The following is a 21,248-nucleotide window of genomic DNA, read 5'->3' as shown; positions in this document are numbered from 1 at the left end:
GGTTTGTTCTGCTGGTCATTCTGTGTTTTGTTTTGGTTACGATTGTTTTTATTGCGACTCTTGTTGCGGTTACGATTGTTTTTTTTATTGTTGTGCTTTTTGTTTGGTTTATTTTTCTTTTTATTAGAGTCAAAAATCGACTTAATCTTTCCCCAGAATGACAATGAAAATGTAGTTTTCTTTTGATTGGGAACGCGTGTTGTTGGATGATTGGTATTAATAGCTGCTGCTTCTTTAGTGTTACTTAAGCCATTCTCTGCAATATTTTGTTGTGGTTTAGAAATGCCTTGATAACTCTTATGGTGTGATTTCTTATCGCCTTTTTGTTTGTTGATATTGAAGTTCGGAAATTGCATATAAGGATTAGGTAATAGCGTGATTTTTATCTCGTGCTTATCTTCTAATCTGCCAATATCCGCGCGTTTTTCATTAAGTAAATAGGTAATAACATCAACGCTAGACTGAATAGTTAGTTTTTGTGTTTGGTTAGAGGCATTGCAACCATCTTCAAGCTGCCTTAAAATGCTTAACGATAAACTTGGGACGGTTGGCGTAGTGCCACGACCTTCACAAGCAGGGCAGGTTTTTTCTACTGACTCTGTTACTGAACTCATTAAACGCTGTCTTGACATTTCTAACAGTCCAAAGCGTGAAATTGTGCCAATCTGAATACGAGCACGGTCTGAGCTGGTGGCTTTTTCCATGGCTTTTTCAATAGATTTTTTGTGTTCCTCAGATGTCATATCGATAAAGTCAACCACCACCAAGCCACCAATATCACGCAGTTGCAACTGTGCAGCGATTTCTTTGGCGGCTTCTAAGTTTGTATTGTAAGCTGTCTCTTCAATATCAAAACCTTTGGTAGCGCGTGCAGAGTTAATGTCAATGGCAGTCAGCGCTTCAGTTGGGTCAAAGACAATGGTTGCGCCTGTACATAGGGATACTTCACGCTCGAAAACACTTTTTACCTGTGATTCAATACCCATATGATTAAACAAAGAATGCTCGGAGGCATCGAACTGTTTAATACGGTCTAAATGGTGCGGTAGAACGAAGCTAACGAATTCTTTGGCATTTTGAAAAGTTGCTAAATCGTCAATAATGACACTATCAGTATCTTCTCTTAGGTAGTCACGCAGTGTGCGAATGACGATATCGCTTTCTTGATAGATTAAGAAAGGTGCTGAGCGTTTTTCTGCTGCGGTATTGATTGAACTCCACAACTCTGATAAGTAGTCAACTTCCCATTGTAGCTCTTCTAAAATTTTACCTGCACCAGCTGTACGAATAATTAAACCTGAGTGCTCAGGCATGGTGATTTTTCCAATAACTTCTTTTAGTGACTGTCTATCTGATGAAGTGATTTGTCTAGAGATGCCATTGCTTTTTGCATTGTTTGGTGTCAATATCATGTAGGCACCAGCCAAGTTGATATAAGTACTTAGTGCAGCACCTTTGTTGCCACGCTCTTCTTTTTCAACTTGAACAATAATTTCTTGTCCTTCCTTTAAAACATCAGAAATAGTGAGTTTTTCACCTGAGGATTTTGCATTTTCTTTTAGTGCTTCAGTAACTTCTTTGAATGGCAAAAATCCTTGTCTTTCCTTGCCATAATCGACAAAAGCAGCTTCTAAGGATTGTTCAACTCGCGATATTTTCCCTTTGTAAATATTGCCTTTATTTTTCTGATTAAGGCTGGTTTCTATATTGAGAGAGGTGAGTTTTTTATTTCTTACAATGGCAACTCGAATTTCTTCCGAGTGCGTTGCGTTGATTAATATGTGGTTCATAATTTAGTCCTGATAATAGACTTCCTTCCACACACAGAGACTCAACACTTGCATGTTGAGTTGAACTTAGCATCATTATTTTGAGTTGTAAATGTTTCAAAATTTTATTCTAATTGTTATATATTGGGGTTGTCAGCCCTTTTTGGTTTATTGCTAATGATAAGTCTTGGTTAAAAGCTAATAAACGATTATATTCTCTATGTATGGCAAAAAAAAGCCAAATGTTTATAGTTTGTTTTGATGTTTGTCATTACAGTCAAAACTTTTAAAAAATTCTTTGTTCAATGTGTTCTGTTCCTTACATTAAACAGTTTGTATTATAACATAAAAGCTATTGATTTAATGTGCGTCCACCATCAACGCTGATAATTTGACCGGTGATATAAGGTGAGGTTGCTAAAAACAAAACTGTGTTAGCAATATCTTCTGCGCCACCTTGTTTGTTCAAAGGTATTTTATTTAGCATCTTGTCTTTTTGTTCATCGTTGAGTTTGGCTTGGTTTTCTGGCCATAGAATTGATCCTGGTGCAACACCACAAACACGAATTTCTGGCGCCAGTTCCTTTGCTAAGGTTTGTGTCATCATTGCCACACCTGCTTTGGAAATGTTATAAATTGCATGGTTTTTTAATGGGCGCTGGGCATGAATGTCAATAATGTTGATAATGCAACCCTTATTTTTTGATAAAGCTGCTAATAAAGATTGAGATAGAAAAAAAGGTGCCATTATATTGGTATTGATGATTGTATTCCAGTCATTTTCATTAGCATTTTGCATTGAGGTTGGGTAAAAGACCGAGGCATTGTTGACTAATACATCTAATTGTTTAATAGTGTTGGCAAGTGTTTTTAGTGCTTGTAAGTCAGATAGCTCAGCTTGAATTAGTGTGGCAGAATTAGCGCGCAGTTGATTAAGCTCATTAGCCAAAGTTTGTGCTTCTTTGTTAGAATTTCGATAATGAATAATGATATTGTAATCGTGTGCGTGTAGTGTTTTGGTGATTTGTGCACCAATGCGTTGTGCGCCACCTGTGATGAGTGCTGTTTTCATATAAAATAACTTTCGTGAATTTAGAACAAATAATCAAAAACACTATTATACAAAAAGCCGAGCCTATCGGGTTTGATGAATTTATGAATTTAGCGTTGTATTATCCAGCCAAAGGATATTACAGTGGTGGTGCTCAGAAATTCGGTGAAAAAGGGGATTTTATTACTGCGCCTGAAACTTCGGATTTATTTGGCTTTTGTCTTGCTAGACAATGTGCACAAGTGTCAGAGAGTAGAGGTGGTATTTTAGAATTTGGCGCAGGTAGTGGGATATTAGCAGCACAAATCTTATTTGAATTAGGACGATTGGGGAAACTACCAAAAAACTATTACATCTTAGAGTTAAGCGCTGAATTACAGCAACGACAAAAAGACACAATTAACAAAGCCCTGCCAGAATTAATAGATAGGGTGGTTTGGTTAAATAGGCTGCCAAAGGATTTTTCAGGTGTGGTGATTGCCAATGAGGTGTTGGATGCTATGCCGGCGAAACGATTGATTAATCAAACCGATGGCTTTAAAGAATTAGGTGTGGACTGTCAAGATGATAAATTGGTATGGCAAGTGCTAAAACACCCTTATACCAATGATAAAATATCTATACCTGTTGAAGTTTCACATGGCTATATCACCGAAGTTAATGACAGAGCAAGGGCGTGGATTGAAAGTCTGAGCGAGATAATGAATAAGGGTGTGGTATTGCTTATTGATTATGGCATGGGGCGAGATGAGTATTTCCACCCTCAGCGTAATGAAGGTACACTAAGGTGCTATTATCAACATAAGGCGAATGATAATCCATTTGAGCATATCGGTGAGCAGGATATTACCACCTCGGTTAATTTTTCTGATATTGCTGAGCAAGCGTTTGAGTGTGGCTTTACACTTTCTGGTTACGCCACACAGGCGCTATTTTTAATTTCTTTGGGTATTGACGAATATTTGCTAAATGAAAAAGACGAAAACAAACGCATTAGTTTGGCGCAACAAATCAAGCAATTAGTATTACCAAACGCAATGGGGGAGAGTTTTAAAGTATTGGCATTAAGTAAAAATACGCAAGTAAAATTAAAAGGCTTTAAAGAGCAAGATTTAACTTATAAACTATAAAGAGCAGTGGACTTTATTCAAACAATTGTTTTGGCATTAATACAGGGGATTAGCGAATTTTTGCCGATATCCTCTTCTGCACATTTGATTTTAGTGCCTAAGTTAAGTGACTGGCCTGATCAAGGATTGGCATTTGATGTAGTAGTGCATATGGGCACATTGGTTGCTGTGATTTATTATTACAAACATATAATCTCTCAATTATTTAGTGATTTTTATCTCTGTATTATTGAGAGAAAAGTTGTTGGTGAGTCAAAATTGGCTTGGGGTGTATTATTGAGTACGATTCCTGTGGGTATTTTTGGGTTTCTCTTTGAAGATTTTATTGCCAACGATTTGCGTTCTGTTGAAATTATTACCTATACGACCATTGTATTTGGTATTTTATTGGGTGTTGCAGTTTTGCTAGACACTAAGAGTCCACGTGCTAGAGAGTTATTGGCTTGGAGGGATGTTGTTTTTATTGGTGTGATGCAGACACTGGCACTGGTGCCAGGTGTTTCGCGCTCGGGTATTACTATTACCGCAGGACTGCTGATAGGGCTTTCAAGAAAAGCAACGGTTCAATTTTCCTTTTTATTATCTATTCCAGTTATTACACTTTCTGTTTTGTTAATACTGATTGATATTTATCAACAACAGCAAGTGGTTAATTTAACTTTATTAGTGGTGGGTTTTGTGGTCTCTAGTATCAGTGCGTATTTAACCATTATTTTTTTCATTAGAGCGTTAAATACAATGAGTATGATGCCATTTGTGGTTTATCGTTTATTTTTAGGGGTATTTTTGTTAATGTTATGAATAATATATTTTCTTTTAGGTTTAACGCTTTTGTTACACTCAACATTGTTTCTTTATTGTTGATTTCTAGTTGGAGTTATGGTGCGACTAGAGAGTATTGGGATTTGTTAGACCAATGGGTATTTGACGCAACCAACCCTTTATTAAATGAGTTAAGGGGGGCGTGGAGTTGGTTCTGGGCGGTGTTGAGTATTCGTATTGCAGATTTGATTCCATTTTTTTTTATTTTGTGGTTTTTCTATGCCAAAGGTGTGATTTTTGAGAGCAAAGATAGATTTTCTGGGTTTATTGGTTTTGCTTTGTTAGGCGTTGTGACGTTGTTTGTGCGTGAGTTGCTGGATTTTTATGTTGAATGTAATAATTTAAACAGAGCTAGCCCAACGGTGTTGATTGGTGACGCCGTGCGTTTGTCATTAATGTATCCTGATTTTGGCTTAAAAGATTTTTCTGGCGATAGCTTCCCAGGTGACCATGCTGCTGTGTTATTTACTTGGCTGGGTTACTGTTTATTCTTTGCGCGTAATAAATGGACTCCGTGGATATTATTTGTTGTGATATTGTTTATAATGCCAAGACTAATGGCGGGTGCACATTGGATGAGTGATATCATGGTTGGCGGACTAGGCACAGCTTTAACGACACTGGCATTTGGTTTGTATACACCACTATTAAATACACCACAAAAAATACTCAACAAAATTATTAACAGGATTTTAAGAAAATGACACAACCACAAGCTATTTATCGCAAAGACTACACAGTAAGCCCGTATTTAATTCATGCAACTGAGTTAAGTTTTCGTTTAGGTGAAAATGAAACAATTGTCTCATCAAAGATCGATTTTTATCAAAACTCTTTAAGCACCGATAAAAGTGGTAATTTGTTTTTAAACGGCATTGATTTAGAATTGATTTCTATCTTAGTTGATGGCGTTGATCCTGAATACACCCTAGTGGAAGACGGCTTGGAACTAAGAAAGATGTCACAGCGTTTTACTTTGGAAATACAAACCAAAATCCACCCAGAAACCAACACCAGTTTAAACGGATTGTATCAATCAAGCGGCAATTTTTGCACCCAATGTGAAGCGCATGGCTTTCGTCAAATCACTTATTATTTAGACCGCCCTGATGTATTAAGTGTGTTCACCACACACATTGAAGCGGCGTTTGACAAGTATCCTGTGCTGCTGAGTAATGGTAATTTGACTGAATGTTCAAATGGCGTGGCGACTTGGCACGACCCAGTGCCTAAGCCTTGTTATTTATTTGCTTTAGTGGCAGGTGATTTTGCTGTTTTAGAAGACACTTACACAACATTATCGGGCACAGAAGTGGCACTTAAAATTTACACAGAAGCGCACAATATACATAAAACCCAGTTTGCTATGGGTGCTCTTAAACGCGCATTCAAATGGGACGAGGAGCGTTTTGGATTAGAATACGATTTAGACATTTATATGATTGTGGCAGTTGATGATTTTAATATGGGCGCTATGGAGAACAAGGGTTTGAATGTGTTTAATTCTGCCTGCGTATTAGCAGATAACAAAACTGCAACTGATGGTGATTTTATTAATATTGAAGCCATTATCGGGCACGAGTATTTCCATAATTGGACAGGCAACCGCGTGACTTGTAGGGACTGGTTTCAGTTAAGTTTAAAAGAAGGTTTGACGGTTTTTAGAGACCAAGAATTTACTTCTGATTTACATTCGCATTCAATTAAGCGTATTGACGATGTGGATATGTTGCGTACATACCAATTTGCCGAAGATGCAGGGCCAATGTCACATCCTGTACGCCCTGAAAGCTATATCGAAATGAATAATTTTTATACGCTGACTGTTTATGAAAAAGGTGCGGAAGTGATTCGTATGATTCACACCTTCCTTGGTGAAGCAGGTTTCCAAAAAGGCATGAAGTTGTATTTTGAGCGCCATAACTCTCAAGCGGTGACCATTGATGATTTTATTAGCAGCATGAGTGATGCTAACGGGTTTGATTTCACCCAATTTAAACATTGGTATTCACAATCTGGCACACCTGAGGTGAGTATTTCAACGCATTATGACGAAGTCAAGAACACCTACACAGCAACGGTTGAACAACAATATGAGTATTTTTTCCCACTGTCATTTGCGTTACTTGACGGTTTAGGTAATGAATTAGAAAAAGGCGTGTTAACCATTAAGGACAAAGTCCAAATTTTTGTATTTGAAAATATAAAATCAGCGCCAACCCCTTCTTGGTTGCGTGGGTTTTCAGCGCCAATCAAACTTGAGTGTGACTTGAGTTTTGAGCAAAGGATATTTTTGGTTAAGCACGACAAAGACAGTTTTGTTAAATGGGACAACGCACAAAAGCTTTGGTTGTCTTTGATAATGGATGCCGACACAATAGATGAAGTTGCATTTTTTGATGCGATTGAATTTATGATTAAAAATACCAAAGATAGCTCATTGGTTTGTGAGTTGTTAATGTTGCCATCTGAACGTGCTCTACATAATCATCAAACGGTTATTGATGTGTTTGATATTCACAATAAGCGTGAAATCACTATTCAAAAAATTATCACCAGATTTAAACCGTTATTACTTGAAGTATATAAATCACTAGCGTCACACAGTAGCCTTCAAGGAGAGTTAAATACTCAACAAGTTTACGAATTCACATCAGAAGCTGTTGGGCAAAGAGCACTAAAAAATAGATGCTTATTCTATCTAACAAAAGATGGCGAGTTGGATTTGGCAAAGTCACAATTCAATGAGGCTAATTGTATGAGTGATAAATTCTGTGCATTTCATTTGCTGTTAAATAGCGATAATGAGTATCGCCAACAAATATTGGCAGATTTCTACCAAGAATTCAAAGACGATACGCAAGTAATGGATAAGTATTTTTCTGCGTTAGCATCCAGCAATGTGTGCGATGTTGACGGCGTTAAAGCATTGATGGAGCATGAATTATTCTCTTTTAACACACCGAATCGTTTGCGTAGTGTGGTTGGTGGTTTTGCTCGCAACTATACAAATTTTCACAAGCAAGCAAGTTACGAATTTTTTACCGATGTGATACTCAAACTAAACACCAGCAACCCACAAATTGGCGCAAGACTGGTGGCAACCTACAATCATTGGAAGCGCTTTACCCCTGAGTTAAAGGCTTTGCAAAAACAACAGCTAGAAAGAATTGCCAACACTGAAAATCTATCTAAAGATATTTTTGAAATTGTTCAAGTTGCACTTAAATGAGCCAACTAACTGAATTATTAAAACAAAAATTACTTATCATCGCCGTAGCAGAGTCTTGTACGGGTGGTAACCTATCTGTATTGCTTACCGAAGAGAGTGGCTCTTCTGATTATTTTGATAGAGGTTTTATCACTTATAGCGATCAAGCAAAAATAGAACTACTTGGCGTGAAAAGATCTACTTTAGATGCTTATGGTGCAGTTAGTGAGCAAACTGCCCTGGAAATGGTAGAGGGGGTTATTCAGAACTCTAATGCTAATATTGGGGTATCTATCACCGGTATTTCTGGACCAACAGGCGGCACAAAGAACAAGCCTGTAGGCACTGTGTGTTTTGGCTTTTGTATCTTGGGTGAGTGTACCACCATTAGAAAATATTTTGATGGCGAGCGTCAACAAGTCATGCAAAAAAGTGTAGGCTTTGTGGTTGATACTTTGAAAGGGTTGTTATAACTCAATGCATATTAATGCATAAATTTTCAGTAGCACCGATGATGGATTGGACTGATAGGCATTGTCGGTATTTTCACAGATTGTTGTCAAAAGAGACGCAGTTGTGGAGTGAAATGGTAACGACCAAGGCCATTCTTAATGGGGATAAAAATCGTCTGTTGGATTTTGATGCAGCAGAGCATCCATTGGTATTGCAACTAGGTGGTAGCGAGTCAGATGAGATGGCGCAGTGTGCTAAGATTGCCCAAAATTGGGGCTATGATGAGGTAAACATTAATGTTGGTTGTCCATCGGATAGAGTGCAATCGGGCAGTTTTGGCGCGTGTTTAATGCAAACCCCAGAGGTGGTAGCGCAGTGTGTGGATGCGATGCGCCAAGCAAGCGATATATCAGTGAGTGTGAAGTCACGCATTGGTGTGGATGATATGGAAAGTTATAAGGAGTTGTCAAACTTTGTCATGCAAGTGGAAAACGCAGGCTGTGATGTGTTTGTAATTCACGCTAGAAAAGCTTGGTTAAAAGGATTAAGTCCAAAAGAAAATCGTACAGTACCATCACTAAATTATGAATGGGTATATAGAATTAAAAAAGATTTCCCGCATCTTGCTATTGCTATTAACGGAGGTATTATGAGTGTTGATGAGGCTACTGTGCACTTGCAATCCGTTGATAGTGTGATGTTGGGCAGAGTGGCGTATCACCAGCCATATTTACTTAGTGAGGTGGATAACAAGATTTATCATAAAATTCTGGATGCGCCGTCGCGTGAACAAGTATTATTGGATTTTATTGAATATATAAAGAAACAGAATGACCAAGGGGTGCCAATTCGCTCAATGACTCGGCATATTTTAGGTTTGTATCACGCTCAGCCGAGTGCTAAAAAATTTAGACAATTACTCAGTGGCAAGGTGGTTGAATTGAAGCATTTGTATCAATGGTTGGACTTTACGGGTTAAAAAATGGTTGATGGTAATTTCATTGCAAGCGTTGATATTGGCAGCAGTAAGATTGTTGTTCTTCTTGCGGAATTAAAAAATAACAGAGTAGAAGTTTTTGGCTATGCACAAGCTAGTTCTGATGGTGTTCGGTGTGGTGTTGTTGAAAATGCTAAAAAAGTGGCAAAAGTGATTGAAAAGATTAAAGAAGAAATTGTTGAAAATTATGGCACAGATTTTCAACATGTTAGTGTTAATATTTCAGAGCCAAATCTTAAAGTATTGAATCAAAGCGCTTATACGCATGTGCCTTCTGGCAGGGTTAGAGATTCAGAGTTAGATACGGTTTTTAAGATTATTGAGTCAATGGCAAAGACAAAGATGCCAGACAATCATCAGACTGTTAACAACATAATACACCACTATACTTTGGATGCAAATCCTGAGCCTGTCAATCAACCCCTTGGGAAAAAAGCGGATAATTTAGGCGTTAGTATACATACTGTTAGCGCATCTAATCATCATGTGGAAGCGGTTGAAAACAGTATTTACTGGAGTGATTTGGGTTTGTCTAGTATTGTGCCAAATTCAATGGCGAGTAGCGAGCCTTGTTTGACACAAGATGAAAAAGACAAAGGGGTTTGTTTGGTTGATATTGGTTCCGGTGTGACGGATTTGTCTGTATTTAAGCAGGGCGGTGTTTTTTATAGCGGCAGTATTCAATTTGGCGTAGAGCAGGTGACTCAAGATATCTCTGAGGCGTTTAACACTTCTTTTCAAGAAGCAGAGCGTTTAAAAATAGAATATGGACAAACACAAGTTAAATTGGGCGCTGATACACTCATTAAGTTTCAACAAATAGATGATTCAAATTATTATTATTTGTCGCATGAATCACTCATTGAAGTGATTAGACAGTCTTACTTGGAGTTGTTTAAGATGATTAGAACAAAACTCAACAACCAAAATTTATATCGCTCGCTTAAATCAGGCTTGGTTTTGGTGGGCGGTGGTGCAAAAATGACAGATTGTGATAAGTTAATGCACAGTCTTTATAAAAAGAAAGTCAAAGTAGGGCGTATTAACACTGAGCTCATTAGCGCAAAGTATGAGTGGTTGGGCCCAGAGTATGCGTGTGCTTTGGGTTTATTGTTGTTCGGTCTTGACGATTCTAAGTCTGAGCAACAATCGAGTGGTAAAAACAGTTTTTTAGGTAAAATGGGCTTCATTAAAGGGTTTAAATTTTTATAAATATGATTAAGCAAAGAACAATAAAAAAAGCAGTTAAAGCGCGTGGCATTGGTATTCATAGTGGCGCTATGATTAATATGACGCTTATTCCCGCAGAGATTGACCATGGCGTGGTGTTTAGGAGATTGGATGTGGGTGGCGAGTTGATTCGAGCGCATAATGCCTTTGTAAACGAGGTGATTCTATCAACCAGTATTGAAAATCAAGGTGTTAAGATTTCAACCGTTGAGCATTTAATGAGTGCATTTTCAGCGCTGGGTATTGACAATGTATTGGTAGAATTAGACTCATTTGAAGTGCCTATTATGGATGGCTCATCAGCACCCTTTATTTTCTTGGTGCAATCAGCAGGTATTGAAGATCAGGATGCACATAAGAAATTTTTTGTGATTAAAGATACTATTCGCGTAGAAAACAATGATTCTTGGGCGCAAGTAACACCTTACGAAGGTTTTAAAGTAACGCTTGAGATTGATTTTAATCATAAAAAAGTTAAGGAAAGCGGGCAAAATCTTAGCATTGATTTCGCACAGAAGTCTTATCTTAAAGAAATATCTAGAGCCAGAACTTTCGGTTATATGCGTGATGTAAAAAGTATGCAAGAGAGGAATTTGGCACTCGGTGCGAGTATGGATAATGCGATTGCACTCAGTGATGATGATGTCTTAAATGAAGATGGTATGCGCTATGAGAATGAATTTGTAAAACATAAAATTTTGGATATTGTTGGTGACTTGTACTTGTTAGGTGCTAACCTAATTGGACACTACGAGGGTTACAAAACTGGGCACTTGTTGAATGATCAGTTGTTATCTGCCATTCTTAAGCAACCAGATACTTGGTCAATTGAGACTTTTGAGAGTGAAAATTCTCCGATTCAATTCTATTCAGAAGATTGGCAAAACTCCCTATAATGACATTCGTCTTAGGTATAATCCTAGGGTTTTTTCTATCAAATAAGTAATGAAATTGAACGGTGCTCAAATATTGGTTAATTGCCTTCAAAATGAAGGTGTAGAGCATATCTTTGGATATCCAGGGGGCGCTGTATTGCATATTTACGATGCGCTTGATGCCTGTGATAATATTGCCCATATTTTAGTTCGTCATGAACAGGGCGCTGTGCACGGTGCAGATGGCTATGCACGCGTTAGTGGTAAGTGTGGTGTAGCGCTCGTTACTTCTGGTCCTGGGCTTACTAATGCAGTAACAGGCATTGCTACAGCGCATATGGATTCTATTCCAATGGTGGTTATTTCGGGTCAAGTGTCCTCTGCAGTGATTGGTAATGACGCATTCCAAGAGGTGGATGCTGTTGGCATTACCCGTTCATGTGTTAAGCATAATTTCTTGGTAAAAGACATTAACGATTTGGCAAATGTTGTTAAGAAGGCATTTCATATTGCCACCACAGGTCGCCCAGGCCCAGTATTGATTGATATCACTAAAGATACTACCATCGCTGAGATTGAATTTGATGGTTATCCTAAGTCAATTAATATGCGCTCATACCAACCTGAGATAAAAGTTGACGCAGGGCAAATTGATAAAGCAGTTGCGTTAATCATGCAAGCAAAGAAACCTATTGTCTACTCAGGTGGTGGTAGTGTGATTGGCAATGCCAGTGAGGTGCTACGCTCGTTTACACGCAATACTAATTTTCCAATTACCCAAACCTTAATGGGCTTGGGCGCATACCCTGCAACAGATGCTCAGTCATTAGGTATGTTAGGTATGCATGGCACTTATGAAGCTAACATGGCAATGCACGATTCAGATTGTGTTATTGCTGTGGGCGCACGCTTTGATGACCGTATTACGGGTAATTTAGATAAGTTTTGCCCTTATGCAAAAATCATTCATATTGATATTGATCCATCTTCGGTGGGCAAGACGGTAGCTATTGATGTGGCAATTATCGGACAAGTCAACGATGCTTTGAATGCACTTATACAAGCACTTAAAGATAAAAAATTAGCCAATATTGATGCGTGGTGGAAGCAAATCGAAGAGTGGCGTAGTGTTGATTCAATGGCGTATCAGACTAAGTCGGGTGTCATTAAACCACAAAGCGTGATTGAAGCTTTGTATGAAGTAACTCAGGGTGAGGCGATTGTTACCAGTGATGTGGGTCAGCACCAAATGTGGGCGGCGCAATACTACCCATTTGATAAACCACGCCGTTGGATTAACTCTGGTGGCTTAGGTACAATGGGCTTTGGATTGCCTGCGGCAATGGGTGCAAAATTAGCCGACCCAAAAGCAGATGTGGCTTGTGTAACTGGCGAAGGCAGTATTCAAATGATGCTACAAGAGCTTTCGACCATGTTGCAATACAATACCCCCGTTAAAATTATTAATTTAAATAATGGCTATTTGGGCATGGTTAGACAATGGCAAGAGTTTTTTTATGAAAAACGCTATGCAATGTCGTACATGGATGCACTACCAGATTTTGTTAAATTGGCAGAAAGTTACGGGCATATAGGTATTAAAGTTGAGAAAGAACAAGATTTAAAGCCAGCTTTGATTGAGGCATTCAAACAAAAAGACCGTACCGTGTTTGTTGATATTTTGACTGACCCAAGTGAAAATGTATTTCCAATGATTCCATCGGGGGCAGGACATCATGAGATGTTGCTAGCAGGTCGTGACGAAATGGCATCCACTAACGATGAAGGATTACATTTAGTATAAAAGACCATGAGACATATTATTTCACTACAATTAGAAAACGAATCTGGTGCGCTATCAAGGGTGGCAGGCTTGTTTTCAGCGCGTGGCTTTAACATTGAGTCATTAACGGTAGCACCGACTAATGATGAGACGCTGTCGCGTATGACCATTGTCAGTATTGGCGATGATAATATTATTGAGCAAATTGTTAAGCAGCTGGATAAACTCATTGATGTGGTAACGGTAACTAACTTGACCGCTACAGAACACATTGAACGCGAATTAGTATTGGTTAAAATTGATGTTGACCCAAGCTCTCAAGCTGAAATAGACAAACATATTGATGAATATGGCGGCAAGATAGTAGATGTGAGTGAAGACACTTATACAGTTGAAGTGGCAGGAAAAAGCCAACGAGTCAATGATTTTTTAGAGGCAATTGATGCACTCAAAATTTTAGAAGTTTCTAGAACAGGCGTAACTGGCGTTTGTCAGAAAAGAGAATATTAATTAAACAGAGGTTTTTGTATTGATGCAAAAATCTCACAATCAAAAGAGGAAAAAAATGAACAGATATTACGATAAAGATGCTGATTTAAATATTATAAAAGGCATGAAAGTAGCCATCGTTGGTTATGGCTCACAAGGTTATGCGCACGCAAACAACCTGAAAGATTCAGGTATTGATGTTGTTGTTGCACTTAGAGAAGGCTCAATATCAGCGGCAAAAGCAGAAAGATCCGGTTTGAGCGTCAAATCAGTTGAAGATGCAACGGCGTGGGCAGATTTAGTTATGGTATTAGCACCAGATGAGTTTCAGGCAAAAATTTATGTAGATAATATTGAGCCAAACCTCAAGCAAGGTGCAACACTTGCATTTGCACATGGTTTAAATATTCACTTTGAAATGATTAAGCCAAGAGCTGACCTTAATGTTATTATGATTGCCCCTAAGGCGCCAGGTCATACTGTGCGTAGTGAATTTGTTAAGGGTGGTGGTATTCCTGACTTGATTGCTGTTGCTCAAGATGTATCTGGCAATGCGAAAGACATTGCCCTATCTTACGCATCAGCTATTGGTGGTGGTCGTACAGGCATCTTAGAGACAACTTTCAGAGAAGAAACAGAAACAGATTTGTTTGGTGAGCAAGCGGTATTATGTGGTGGCACAACGGCATTAGTTCAAGCAGGGTTTGAGACATTGGTTGAAGCAGGTTACGAGCCAGAAATGGCATACTTTGAGTGTTTGCATGAATTAAAACTCATTGTTGATTTGATGTATGAAGGTGGTATTGCCAATATGCGTTATTCAATCTCAAATACAGCTGAATACGGTGATGTAACTCGGGGTCCTCGTATTATCACCAATGAAACCAAATTAGAGATGAAGAAAATCTTAGCTGAAATCCAAGATGGTTCGTTTGCTAAAGAGTTTGTGGCTAATGTGGGCGAGCTTCCTGCGCGTCGTGAAGTTCAACGCGCACATCAAATTGAACGAGTAGGTGAGTCACTTCGTTCAATGATGCCGTGGATTGCTAAGAACAAAATTATTGATCAGAGTAAAAACTAAAAATTAGATTGAACGCCCAGCTAAGTTGGGCGTTTTTTTGTTTCTAAGAGAGATTATGGCAGAAAAAAAAACAAAAAAAGGTGTTTACTTATTGCCCAATGTTCTAACAACATTTGGATTGTTCTCAGGTTTCTTAGCGATTGTTCTAGCCACTAAAGGTCAATATCTAGAATCTGCTATTGCTATCTTTGTGGCAATGTTGTGGGATACTCTAGATGGTCGTGTTGCACGACTGACCAATACCCAAAGTGCATTTGGTGAGCAATATGATTCGATGGCAGATATGTTGTCATTTTGTGTTGCGCCTGCACTATTGGTGTATTTTTGGCAGTTTGAGCAGATGGGTAAAATTGGCTGGATAGGCGCATTTATTTATGTAGCCGCTGGCGCATTGCGTTTGGCACGCTTTAATACGCAAATAGGTATTGAGGATAAGCGTTATTTTCAAGGCCTACCTTCGCCAGCTGCTGCTGCGCTTATTGCAGGTTTGGTATGGACTAAGGAGTTTATCGGCACAACGCCGTATGACCAATATCTTGCTATGACAAGTTGGATTATCTTAGTGAGTGCTGGCGTATTGATGGTGAGTAATATTCGTTATTATAGCTTTAAGGAAATTAACCTCAAGGGTAGGGCGTCATTCAAATTACTGTTAATCGCTATATTAATTATTATTGTAGTGACGCTATGGCCAAGTGCGATTCTGTTTACCTTCTTTTTTGTTTATGCGCTATCTGGCTTAATTATTACCATAATTGATGTGCGTAAAAAACGTGTGTTGAAAAAAAACAGGTAGGCGGTTTATATTTAAGTTATAATTTAGTTATGAAGAATCAGATTAAAACTTCTTTCTATAAGCAACCCACTCTCCTGGCTTTGTTACGATTATTACCGTAAGGTAATTTACTATCTCGACTGGCTGAAAAGCTAGCACATCTTAAAAATACAACGTAACAAACATAGGAGACAAAAAATGTCTGATAAACTAATTATTTTCGATACGACGCTAAGAGATGGTGAGCAATCACCTGGTGCGTCAATGACCAAAGACGAAAAAATACGCATTGCCAAAGTGTTGGAAAAAATGCATGTTGATGTCATTGAGGCAGGCTTTGCTATTGCTTCGTCTGGTGACTTTGAAGCGGTTCAAGCGGTTGCCAATACTATTCAAGATTCTACTATTTGCTCGCTTGCAAGAGCATTAGATAAAGATATTGATCGTGCTGGAGAAGCATTAAAGGGTGCGAATTCATCTTGTATTCATACTTTTATTGCTACCAGTGATATTCACATGAAGATGAAGTTGAATATGACACCTGAGCAAGTAGTAAAGCAGGCTGTTCATGCAGTAAAGCGCGCCAGAAATTGGACAGATAATGTTGAATTTTCACCCGAGGATGCAGGGCGTAGTGACGAAGACTTTCTTTGTCGTATCATTGAAGCAGCAATTGAGGCAGGTGCGACTACCATTAATATTCCTGATACGGTAGGTTATAACATTCCTCATCAGTTTGGTGAGACGATAAAATCACTGATTGAGCGCGTGCCAAATTCTGATAAAGCAATCTTTTCAGCGCATTGTCATAATGACTTGGGTTTGGCGGTGGCAAATTCTCTGTCTGCCGTTCTTAATGGCGCACGCCAAGTGGAGTGTACGATTAACGGCTTAGGTGAGCGTGCAGGCAATACCTCTTTGGAGGAGTTGGTCATGGCAGTGCGAACGCGTCAAGATATTTTTGCCTGCGATACAGGCATTGATGCCACACATATTCTTTCTGCATCGCGCTTGGTTTCAAGCGTGACAGGCTTTATCGTGCAACCAAACAAAGCAATTGTTGGTGCAAATGCCTTTGCTCATGAGGCAGGCATTCATCAAGATGGCGTACTTAAACACCGTGAGACTTACGAAATCATGCGGGCTGAAGATGTTGGTTGGAATGCCAATTCATTGGTAATGGGTAAGCATTCAGGTCGTAATGCCTTTAAAGTTAGAATGCAAGAACTTGGTGTTGAGTTTGACAGCGATGATGCGCTAAATAGTACCTTTAAGAGTTTTAAAGAATTGGCAGATAAGAAACATGAAATTTTTGATGAAGACTTGCAAGCATTGGTTTCGGAATCTCAGAACGAAGAACATGAGAGCATTCAATTGGTAGCGCTTAAAGTTTCTAGTCAAACAGGTGAACAAAATTCAGCGCGGATTGTGCTTTCTATTGATGCTAAAGAAGTATCGGCTACTGCCAATACTTCGGGTGCAGTAGACGCTACTTTTAGTGCGATTAATTCATTGGTTGATGTTGAGGTGAATTTGCAACTGTATTCAGTATCAAATGTTACCCAAGGTACTGATGCACTAGGCGAAGTCAATGTGCGCCTTGAAAGTGATGGGCGTATTGTTAATGGGCAAGGTGCGGATACCGATATTATTATTGCCAGCGCTAAAGCTTATGTCAATGCCTTGAATAAAATTTTAGTGATAACCGATAGGGCACATCCACAAGTATGAGTCAATTAGAGCGTAGTGATTATTTAGAAGCATTTGATGTACCAGCATTTTTATATGCTGAATCTGCTGATGCAATAGAAGTCAGTATTCAAAAAATTTGCACGCCATGTTTGGTGATTGAAACGCAAAATGCACATTCTTTTTGTCAAACTGGTAAGATTCAAGATTTTTTATTTAAAATGTTGGGTGCTATTGGGCTTGAAAAAGCCAATGTTAAATGCATCGCTATTGATGCCGTTGATTTGGAGTACACGCTTGGACAATACGACGCTAAAACGGTATTATTAATGAGCAAGAGTCTGTCATCCGATGTGCAAGCGCATTTTTCCACGTATCATCCAAGTGAAATTTTAGTTAATGAAACTTTTAAGCGCGAAGCGTGGGAAGTATTAAAGCAATTACAGCAATGTCTAAAGTAGATTACTCTCTTGCGGGTTATGAGCGTCCCAAATTACAAACACCCAATGGTGAGAAAAAGCTACTCATGCATTCTTGCTGCGCCCCTTGTGCCGGTGAAATTATGGAGGCTTTAGCGGTCTCAGAGATTGACACCACCATTTTTTTTTACAATCCAAATATTCATCCACAAGAAGAATATGAGCTGCGAAAAGAAGAAAATATTCGTTTTGCAGAAAAACTGGGCATGCCGTTTATTGATGCAGATTATGAAAAGGAACTGTGGTTTGAGCGTGTCAAAGGACAAGAAGATGAGCCAGAGCGTGGTCTGCGTTGCACCACTTGTTTTGATATGCGTTTTGAAGTCACTGCTAAGTATGCCAAAGCACATGATTTTGATTTGATATCTTCCACATTAGGTATTTCTCGTTGGAAAGATATGAATCAAATCAATGGCTGTGGTGCACGCGCCACTGATTCATTTAATGGTATTACTTATTGGGATTTTAACTGGCGTAAGCAAGGTGGCTCATCTCGAATGCTGGAGTTATCAAAACAAGAAGAATTCTATCAACAAGAATACTGTGGTTGTGTCTATTCTCTACGAGACACAAACCGCTGGCGTGTATCACGCGGTAGGGAAAAAGTTGAGCGTGGTGTTAAGTTTTATGCTGAGGTAATGGATAGTTTAACTAAGCAAGTAAAGTAATAACGCTTTTTGTGCATGTAAACGGTTTTCGGCTTCATCCCACACTAAACTTTGCATGCCGTCAATCACATCGCTGCTTACTTCTTCCTCGCGGTGTGCTGGCAGGCAATGCATAAAGCTAGCATCAGCGTTAGCTTGTTGCATTAAATCGCTATTTACCTGAAAATCTTTAAAAGCAAACTCACGCTTTGCTTGCTCATCTTCCTGACCCATGCTCGCCCAAACATCGGTCACAACCAAATCTGAATTTTTACAAGCCTCTTTTGCATTATCACATAGCTTAATGTAGTCTTGATATTGCGTAATGAAAGAAGACTCTGGCTCGTATCCTTTAGGCGTGGCAATGTTGAGTTTGAAGTCAAATACACTTGCAGCTTGCATATAAGTTTGACACATATTGTTACCGTCGCCAATCCAGGTAACTGTTTTTCCTTGAATGTTGCCTTTATGTTCTTTGTAGGTCATCATATCTGCCAATAACTGACAAGGGTGAGATTCATCAGATAAGGCGTTGATAATTGGCACATTAGCATTTTGTGCAAAAGTATTGATGTCATTATGTGAAGACACACGCATCATAATGCCGTCGACCATTGAGCCAATTACAATTGCACTGTCAACAATTGACTCGCCTCGACCTAATTGAATATCACGCTCGGATAAAAATAGTGCGTGACCGCCTAGCTGTGCCATGCCTGCTTCAAATGACACACGCGTGCGCGTGGAAGACTTGTCAAAAATCATTGCCAATGTTTTGCTCTCTAGTGCTTTGTTGATTTGACCCGTTTTATGCTCTTTTTTTAAGGTAATGGCATTATCAATAATTTGGTTTAAGTCATGGGTTGATAAATCTTCAAGGTTGATAAAATGTTTCATTGTTATAATTCTCCTATCAAGTCGCAAACAGTATCAATAATAATATCTGCCTCAGTTTGATTGATAATCAGTGGTGGCAACAGTCGTATAGAACGACCAGTAATATTAATAAGTAAGCGTTTATCTAGCGCTGCATTTAGTAGGCGTGTGCAATCTTGATTAAGCTCAATGGCAATCATTAAGCCTTTAGCGCGTATCTGGGTAATTTTGTTTGAGTTGGATAATTTTTCTTGAAAGTTTGATGCTAAGTATCCCCCCATCTTTGTGGCATTGTCAAGAAGATTATATTTTTCAATGACTTCCAATACGCTGAGTGCTGTTTTGCAGACTAAAGGATTGCCACCAAAAGTTGAGCCATGCGTACCAGGGGTGAAAAGTATTGCCGCCTTGCCTTTTGCTAAGCAAGCACCAATCGGCACACCATTGCCCAAACCTTTGGCTAAAGTCAGTATATCAGGGGTGATATTGTTATATTGATGTGCAAACATTTTTCCTGTACGCCCAATACCTGTTTGCACCTCGTCCAAAATAAGCAACCAGTTATTGGCTTGACAGATGGCTTGCACTTGGTTTAAGTAATCACTCTTTGGTACAATCACACCACTCTCGCCTTGAATAGGCTCTAGCATTATAGCCACAATATTACGATTGCTTGTGTGTGCTTTTATTGCATCTATATCATTAAAATCAATATGAATAAATTCGCTTACTAGCGGCGTAAAGCCCGACTGTACTTTGTCATTACCTGTAGCAGAAAGTGTTGCCATGGTGCGACCATGAAAACTTTGATTGGCTGTCAAAATAGCGGGGTTATCAATATTATTGACATAACCATGTAAGCGTGCAATTTTAATGGCAGCTTCATTAGCTTCTGCACCAGAATTACCAAAGAAAGCATTATCCATATTAGATAATTTGCAGAGCTTTTCAGCTAAGGCTTCTTGGTGGGCAATATGATACCAATTGCTGGTGTGTAAAAGTTCACCAGCTTGTGCTTGTATAGTAGCAGTAATATCTTTATGACAATGACCTAAACCAACTACACCAACGCCTGATAGGGCGTCCAAATAGGTATTGCCTTTGGTGTCGATCAGATAACAACCTTCACCTTTGGCAAAGGTAACTGCAAGCGGTGCATAGTTTGACATTAAATAAGACATTGTGTGTTGTTGGCTGACTAACCACTAAACAAAAAGCCCCAAAACGGGGCTTTTTTGTTGCCAATTAAGTATTGATTATGACTGGTATTGTAAAGGCGGCGCCATTTGATTATTGATTTCATCTAAATCTTTCTTGTAACCTTCGTAGAAATGACCTGCAGGTGGGTTTACCCATTCTTCATATGAAAAACCATTCTTTTCGTTATATTCTTTGAAAGAGTTTTGCAATGCAATTCTCTTTATACTTAACTCGTTACTTTCCTTGCTAACTGCATCCATCTTGATACTCCTTTGTTTGTATTGGTAGAAAGGTTAAAATGCATTATTATACCGAAAATTAATTTTTTGTGGTGTTTATTATTTATCATAAATGCAATAAATACTTTAATATTTACTTTACTTTGTGGCACAATTCAATTGCATTTTTAATAATAACGAGGAGAATATATGCAATTAAGTATTTCTGGTCACCATCTTGATGTTACCGAGGCAATTAAACAACACGCAGAAGAAAAATTATCTAAAATCAAACAACATTTTGATCGTTTGATTAATATTAATATGATCTTAGAAGTCGAAAAGGGTGTACAAAAAGCCGAGGCAACTATCCATGTTAGCGGTGCAGATTTATTCGCAAAATCCGAAAGTGATGATATGTATGTTTCAATTGACCAGCTGGTTAATAAATTAGATGCACAAGTTAGAAAACA

General features: G+C 38.7%; 21 protein-coding genes. 16 read left to right on the top strand and 5 right to left on the bottom strand.

Features of this window, described 5'->3' with window-relative positions:
- Positions 1 to 1,790 (bottom strand): Rne/Rng family ribonuclease (locus tag BAZSYMA_RS08865; RefSeq protein ID WP_090718189.1); only part of this gene is annotated, 1,790 nt, incomplete at its 3' end.
- A gap of 331 nt (positions 1,791 to 2,121) precedes the next feature.
- On the bottom strand, positions 2,122 to 2,841 hold the full coding sequence (locus BAZSYMA_RS08860; protein ID WP_090718184.1) for a pteridine reductase: 720 nt from the start codon (positions 2,839 to 2,841) through the stop codon (positions 2,122 to 2,124).
- A 14-nt stretch (positions 2,842 to 2,855) separates the two neighbouring features.
- Here BAZSYMA_RS08860 and BAZSYMA_RS08855 point away from each other — a divergent pair, with 14 nt between their 5' ends.
- The 15 genes from BAZSYMA_RS08855 to BAZSYMA_RS08785 all read left to right on the top strand — a co-directional run bounded on the left by BAZSYMA_RS08855 (position 2,856) and on the right by BAZSYMA_RS08785 (position 18,502).
- Positions 2,856 to 3,950 (top strand): class I SAM-dependent methyltransferase, encoded by a 1,095-nt coding sequence (locus tag BAZSYMA_RS08855; RefSeq protein ID WP_090718179.1) that lies wholly within the window; start codon positions 2,856 to 2,858, stop codon positions 3,948 to 3,950.
- A gap of 6 nt (positions 3,951 to 3,956) precedes the next feature.
- Positions 3,957 to 4,751: an undecaprenyl-diphosphate phosphatase gene (locus BAZSYMA_RS08850; RefSeq protein WP_090718176.1), complete on the top strand. Its 795-nt coding sequence runs from the start codon at positions 3,957 to 3,959 to the stop codon at positions 4,749 to 4,751.
- Positions 4,748 to 5,476: a phosphatase PAP2 family protein gene (locus tag BAZSYMA_RS08845; protein ID WP_090718171.1), complete on the top strand. Its 729-nt coding sequence runs from the start codon at positions 4,748 to 4,750 to the stop codon at positions 5,474 to 5,476. Before BAZSYMA_RS08850 ends, BAZSYMA_RS08845 begins: the two co-directional genes overlap by 4 nt.
- Positions 5,473 to 8,004 (top strand): aminopeptidase N, encoded by a 2,532-nt coding sequence (gene pepN, locus BAZSYMA_RS08840; protein ID WP_090718167.1) that lies wholly within the window; start codon positions 5,473 to 5,475, stop codon positions 8,002 to 8,004. Before BAZSYMA_RS08845 ends, pepN begins: the two co-directional genes overlap by 4 nt.
- Positions 8,001 to 8,456, top strand: coding sequence for a CinA family protein (locus tag BAZSYMA_RS08835; RefSeq protein WP_090718163.1), 456 nt, complete (start codon positions 8,001 to 8,003; stop codon positions 8,454 to 8,456). The genes pepN and BAZSYMA_RS08835 overlap by 4 nt, the downstream gene beginning before the upstream one ends.
- Before the next feature lie 14 nt (positions 8,457 to 8,470).
- The gene (gene dusA, locus BAZSYMA_RS08830) at positions 8,471 to 9,415 is read left to right on the top strand and encodes a tRNA dihydrouridine(20/20a) synthase DusA (RefSeq protein WP_090718158.1); all 945 of its coding nucleotides are present in this window, start codon (positions 8,471 to 8,473) and stop codon (positions 9,413 to 9,415) included.
- A gap of 3 nt (positions 9,416 to 9,418) precedes the next feature.
- Positions 9,419 to 10,645, top strand: a complete 1,227-nt coding sequence (ftsA, locus tag BAZSYMA_RS08825; protein ID WP_090718153.1) for a cell division protein FtsA — start codon at positions 9,419 to 9,421, stop codon at positions 10,643 to 10,645.
- A gap of 2 nt (positions 10,646 to 10,647) precedes the next feature.
- Positions 10,648 to 11,559 (top strand): UDP-3-O-acyl-N-acetylglucosamine deacetylase, encoded by a 912-nt coding sequence (gene lpxC / locus BAZSYMA_RS08820; RefSeq protein ID WP_090718149.1) that lies wholly within the window; start codon positions 10,648 to 10,650, stop codon positions 11,557 to 11,559.
- Between the two features lie 49 nt (positions 11,560 to 11,608).
- Positions 11,609 to 13,342 carry a biosynthetic-type acetolactate synthase large subunit gene (ilvB, locus tag BAZSYMA_RS08815; RefSeq protein ID WP_090718146.1) on the top strand — a complete coding sequence of 578 codons (1,734 nt, stop codon included), beginning with the start codon at positions 11,609 to 11,611 and terminating at the stop codon, positions 13,340 to 13,342.
- Between the two features lie 6 nt (positions 13,343 to 13,348).
- Positions 13,349 to 13,831: an acetolactate synthase small subunit gene (gene ilvN / locus BAZSYMA_RS08810; RefSeq protein ID WP_090718142.1), complete on the top strand. Its 483-nt coding sequence runs from the start codon at positions 13,349 to 13,351 to the stop codon at positions 13,829 to 13,831.
- 22 nt (positions 13,832 to 13,853) lie between these two features.
- Positions 13,854 to 14,891: a ketol-acid reductoisomerase gene (gene ilvC, locus BAZSYMA_RS08805; protein WP_337925526.1), complete on the top strand. Its 1,038-nt coding sequence runs from the start codon at positions 13,854 to 13,856 to the stop codon at positions 14,889 to 14,891.
- A gap of 55 nt (positions 14,892 to 14,946) precedes the next feature.
- Positions 14,947 to 15,687 (top strand): CDP-diacylglycerol--serine O-phosphatidyltransferase, encoded by a 741-nt coding sequence (pssA, locus tag BAZSYMA_RS08800; RefSeq protein ID WP_090718136.1) that lies wholly within the window; start codon positions 14,947 to 14,949, stop codon positions 15,685 to 15,687.
- A 177-nt stretch (positions 15,688 to 15,864) separates the two neighbouring features.
- Positions 15,865 to 17,397: a 2-isopropylmalate synthase gene (locus BAZSYMA_RS08795; RefSeq protein ID WP_090718133.1), complete on the top strand. Its 1,533-nt coding sequence runs from the start codon at positions 15,865 to 15,867 to the stop codon at positions 17,395 to 17,397.
- On the top strand, positions 17,394 to 17,816 hold the full coding sequence (locus tag BAZSYMA_RS08790) for a uracil-DNA glycosylase family protein (protein WP_090718128.1): 423 nt from the start codon (positions 17,394 to 17,396) through the stop codon (positions 17,814 to 17,816). The genes BAZSYMA_RS08795 and BAZSYMA_RS08790 overlap by 4 nt, the downstream gene beginning before the upstream one ends.
- Entirely contained in the window at positions 17,804 to 18,502 is a 699-nt protein-coding gene (locus tag BAZSYMA_RS08785) for an epoxyqueuosine reductase QueH (protein WP_090718127.1), read from the top strand. Before BAZSYMA_RS08790 ends, BAZSYMA_RS08785 begins: the two co-directional genes overlap by 13 nt.
- On the opposite strand, the gene argF is transcribed toward BAZSYMA_RS08785, so the two are convergent.
- From argF to BAZSYMA_RS08770, 3 genes are all read right to left on the bottom strand, one after another.
- Positions 18,482 to 19,378, bottom strand: coding sequence for an ornithine carbamoyltransferase (gene argF / locus BAZSYMA_RS08780; protein WP_090718124.1), 897 nt, complete (start codon positions 19,376 to 19,378; stop codon positions 18,482 to 18,484). The genes BAZSYMA_RS08785 and argF overlap by 21 nt on opposite strands.
- 2 nt (positions 19,379 to 19,380) lie before the next feature.
- Entirely contained in the window at positions 19,381 to 20,538 is a 1,158-nt protein-coding gene (locus tag BAZSYMA_RS08775) for an aspartate aminotransferase family protein (RefSeq protein ID WP_090718120.1), read from the bottom strand.
- Positions 20,539 to 20,613: 75 nt separating this feature from the next.
- Entirely contained in the window at positions 20,614 to 20,817 is a 204-nt protein-coding gene (locus BAZSYMA_RS08770) for a hypothetical protein (protein ID WP_090718115.1), read from the bottom strand.
- Between the two features lie 168 nt (positions 20,818 to 20,985).
- Between BAZSYMA_RS08770 and hpf the strand changes: the two genes are divergently transcribed.
- A partial coding sequence (gene hpf, locus BAZSYMA_RS08765) for a ribosome hibernation-promoting factor, HPF/YfiA family (RefSeq protein ID WP_090718111.1) occupies positions 20,986 to 21,248 on the top strand: 263 nt, incomplete at its 3' end.

Origin of the sequence: Bathymodiolus azoricus thioautotrophic gill symbiont, from assembly GCF_001298715.1 — a bacterium.
Taxonomy (GTDB): domain Bacteria; phylum Pseudomonadota; class Gammaproteobacteria; order PS1; family Pseudothioglobaceae; genus Thiodubiliella.
Note: the sequence above shows the minus strand (reverse complement) of the source record. Positions and strands in the feature narration are given on the sequence as shown.

Coding starts and splice junctions, on each gene's coding strand:
- BAZSYMA_RS08860 (WP_090718184.1), bottom strand. CDS start 2,841: ATGAAAACAGCACTCATCACAGGTGGCGCACAACGCATTGGTGCACAA.
- argF (WP_090718124.1), bottom strand. CDS start 19,378: ATGAAACATTTTATCAACCTTGAAGATTTATCAACCCATGACTTAAAC.
- dusA (WP_090718158.1), top strand. CDS start 8,471: ATGCATAAATTTTCAGTAGCACCGATGATGGATTGGACTGATAGGCAT.
- BAZSYMA_RS08835 (WP_090718163.1), top strand. CDS start 8,001: ATGAGCCAACTAACTGAATTATTAAAACAAAAATTACTTATCATCGCC.
- BAZSYMA_RS08770 (WP_090718115.1), bottom strand. CDS start 20,817: ATGGATGCAGTTAGCAAGGAAAGTAACGAGTTAAGTATAAAGAGAATT.
- pepN (WP_090718167.1), top strand. CDS start 5,473: ATGACACAACCACAAGCTATTTATCGCAAAGACTACACAGTAAGCCCG.
- BAZSYMA_RS08785 (WP_090718127.1), top strand. CDS start 17,804: ATGTCTAAAGTAGATTACTCTCTTGCGGGTTATGAGCGTCCCAAATTA.
- BAZSYMA_RS08790 (WP_090718128.1), top strand. CDS start 17,394: ATGAGTCAATTAGAGCGTAGTGATTATTTAGAAGCATTTGATGTACCA.
- lpxC (WP_090718149.1), top strand. CDS start 10,648: ATGATTAAGCAAAGAACAATAAAAAAAGCAGTTAAAGCGCGTGGCATT.
- ilvB (WP_090718146.1), top strand. CDS start 11,609: ATGAAATTGAACGGTGCTCAAATATTGGTTAATTGCCTTCAAAATGAA.
- BAZSYMA_RS08795 (WP_090718133.1), top strand. CDS start 15,865: ATGTCTGATAAACTAATTATTTTCGATACGACGCTAAGAGATGGTGAG.
- ftsA (WP_090718153.1), top strand. CDS start 9,419: ATGGTTGATGGTAATTTCATTGCAAGCGTTGATATTGGCAGCAGTAAG.
- ilvC (WP_337925526.1), top strand. CDS start 13,854: ATGCAAAAATCTCACAATCAAAAGAGGAAAAAAATGAACAGATATTAC.
- BAZSYMA_RS08845 (WP_090718171.1), top strand. CDS start 4,748: ATGAATAATATATTTTCTTTTAGGTTTAACGCTTTTGTTACACTCAAC.
- BAZSYMA_RS08775 (WP_090718120.1), bottom strand. CDS start 20,538: ATGTCTTATTTAATGTCAAACTATGCACCGCTTGCAGTTACCTTTGCC.
- ilvN (WP_090718142.1), top strand. CDS start 13,349: ATGAGACATATTATTTCACTACAATTAGAAAACGAATCTGGTGCGCTA.
- pssA (WP_090718136.1), top strand. CDS start 14,947: ATGGCAGAAAAAAAAACAAAAAAAGGTGTTTACTTATTGCCCAATGTT.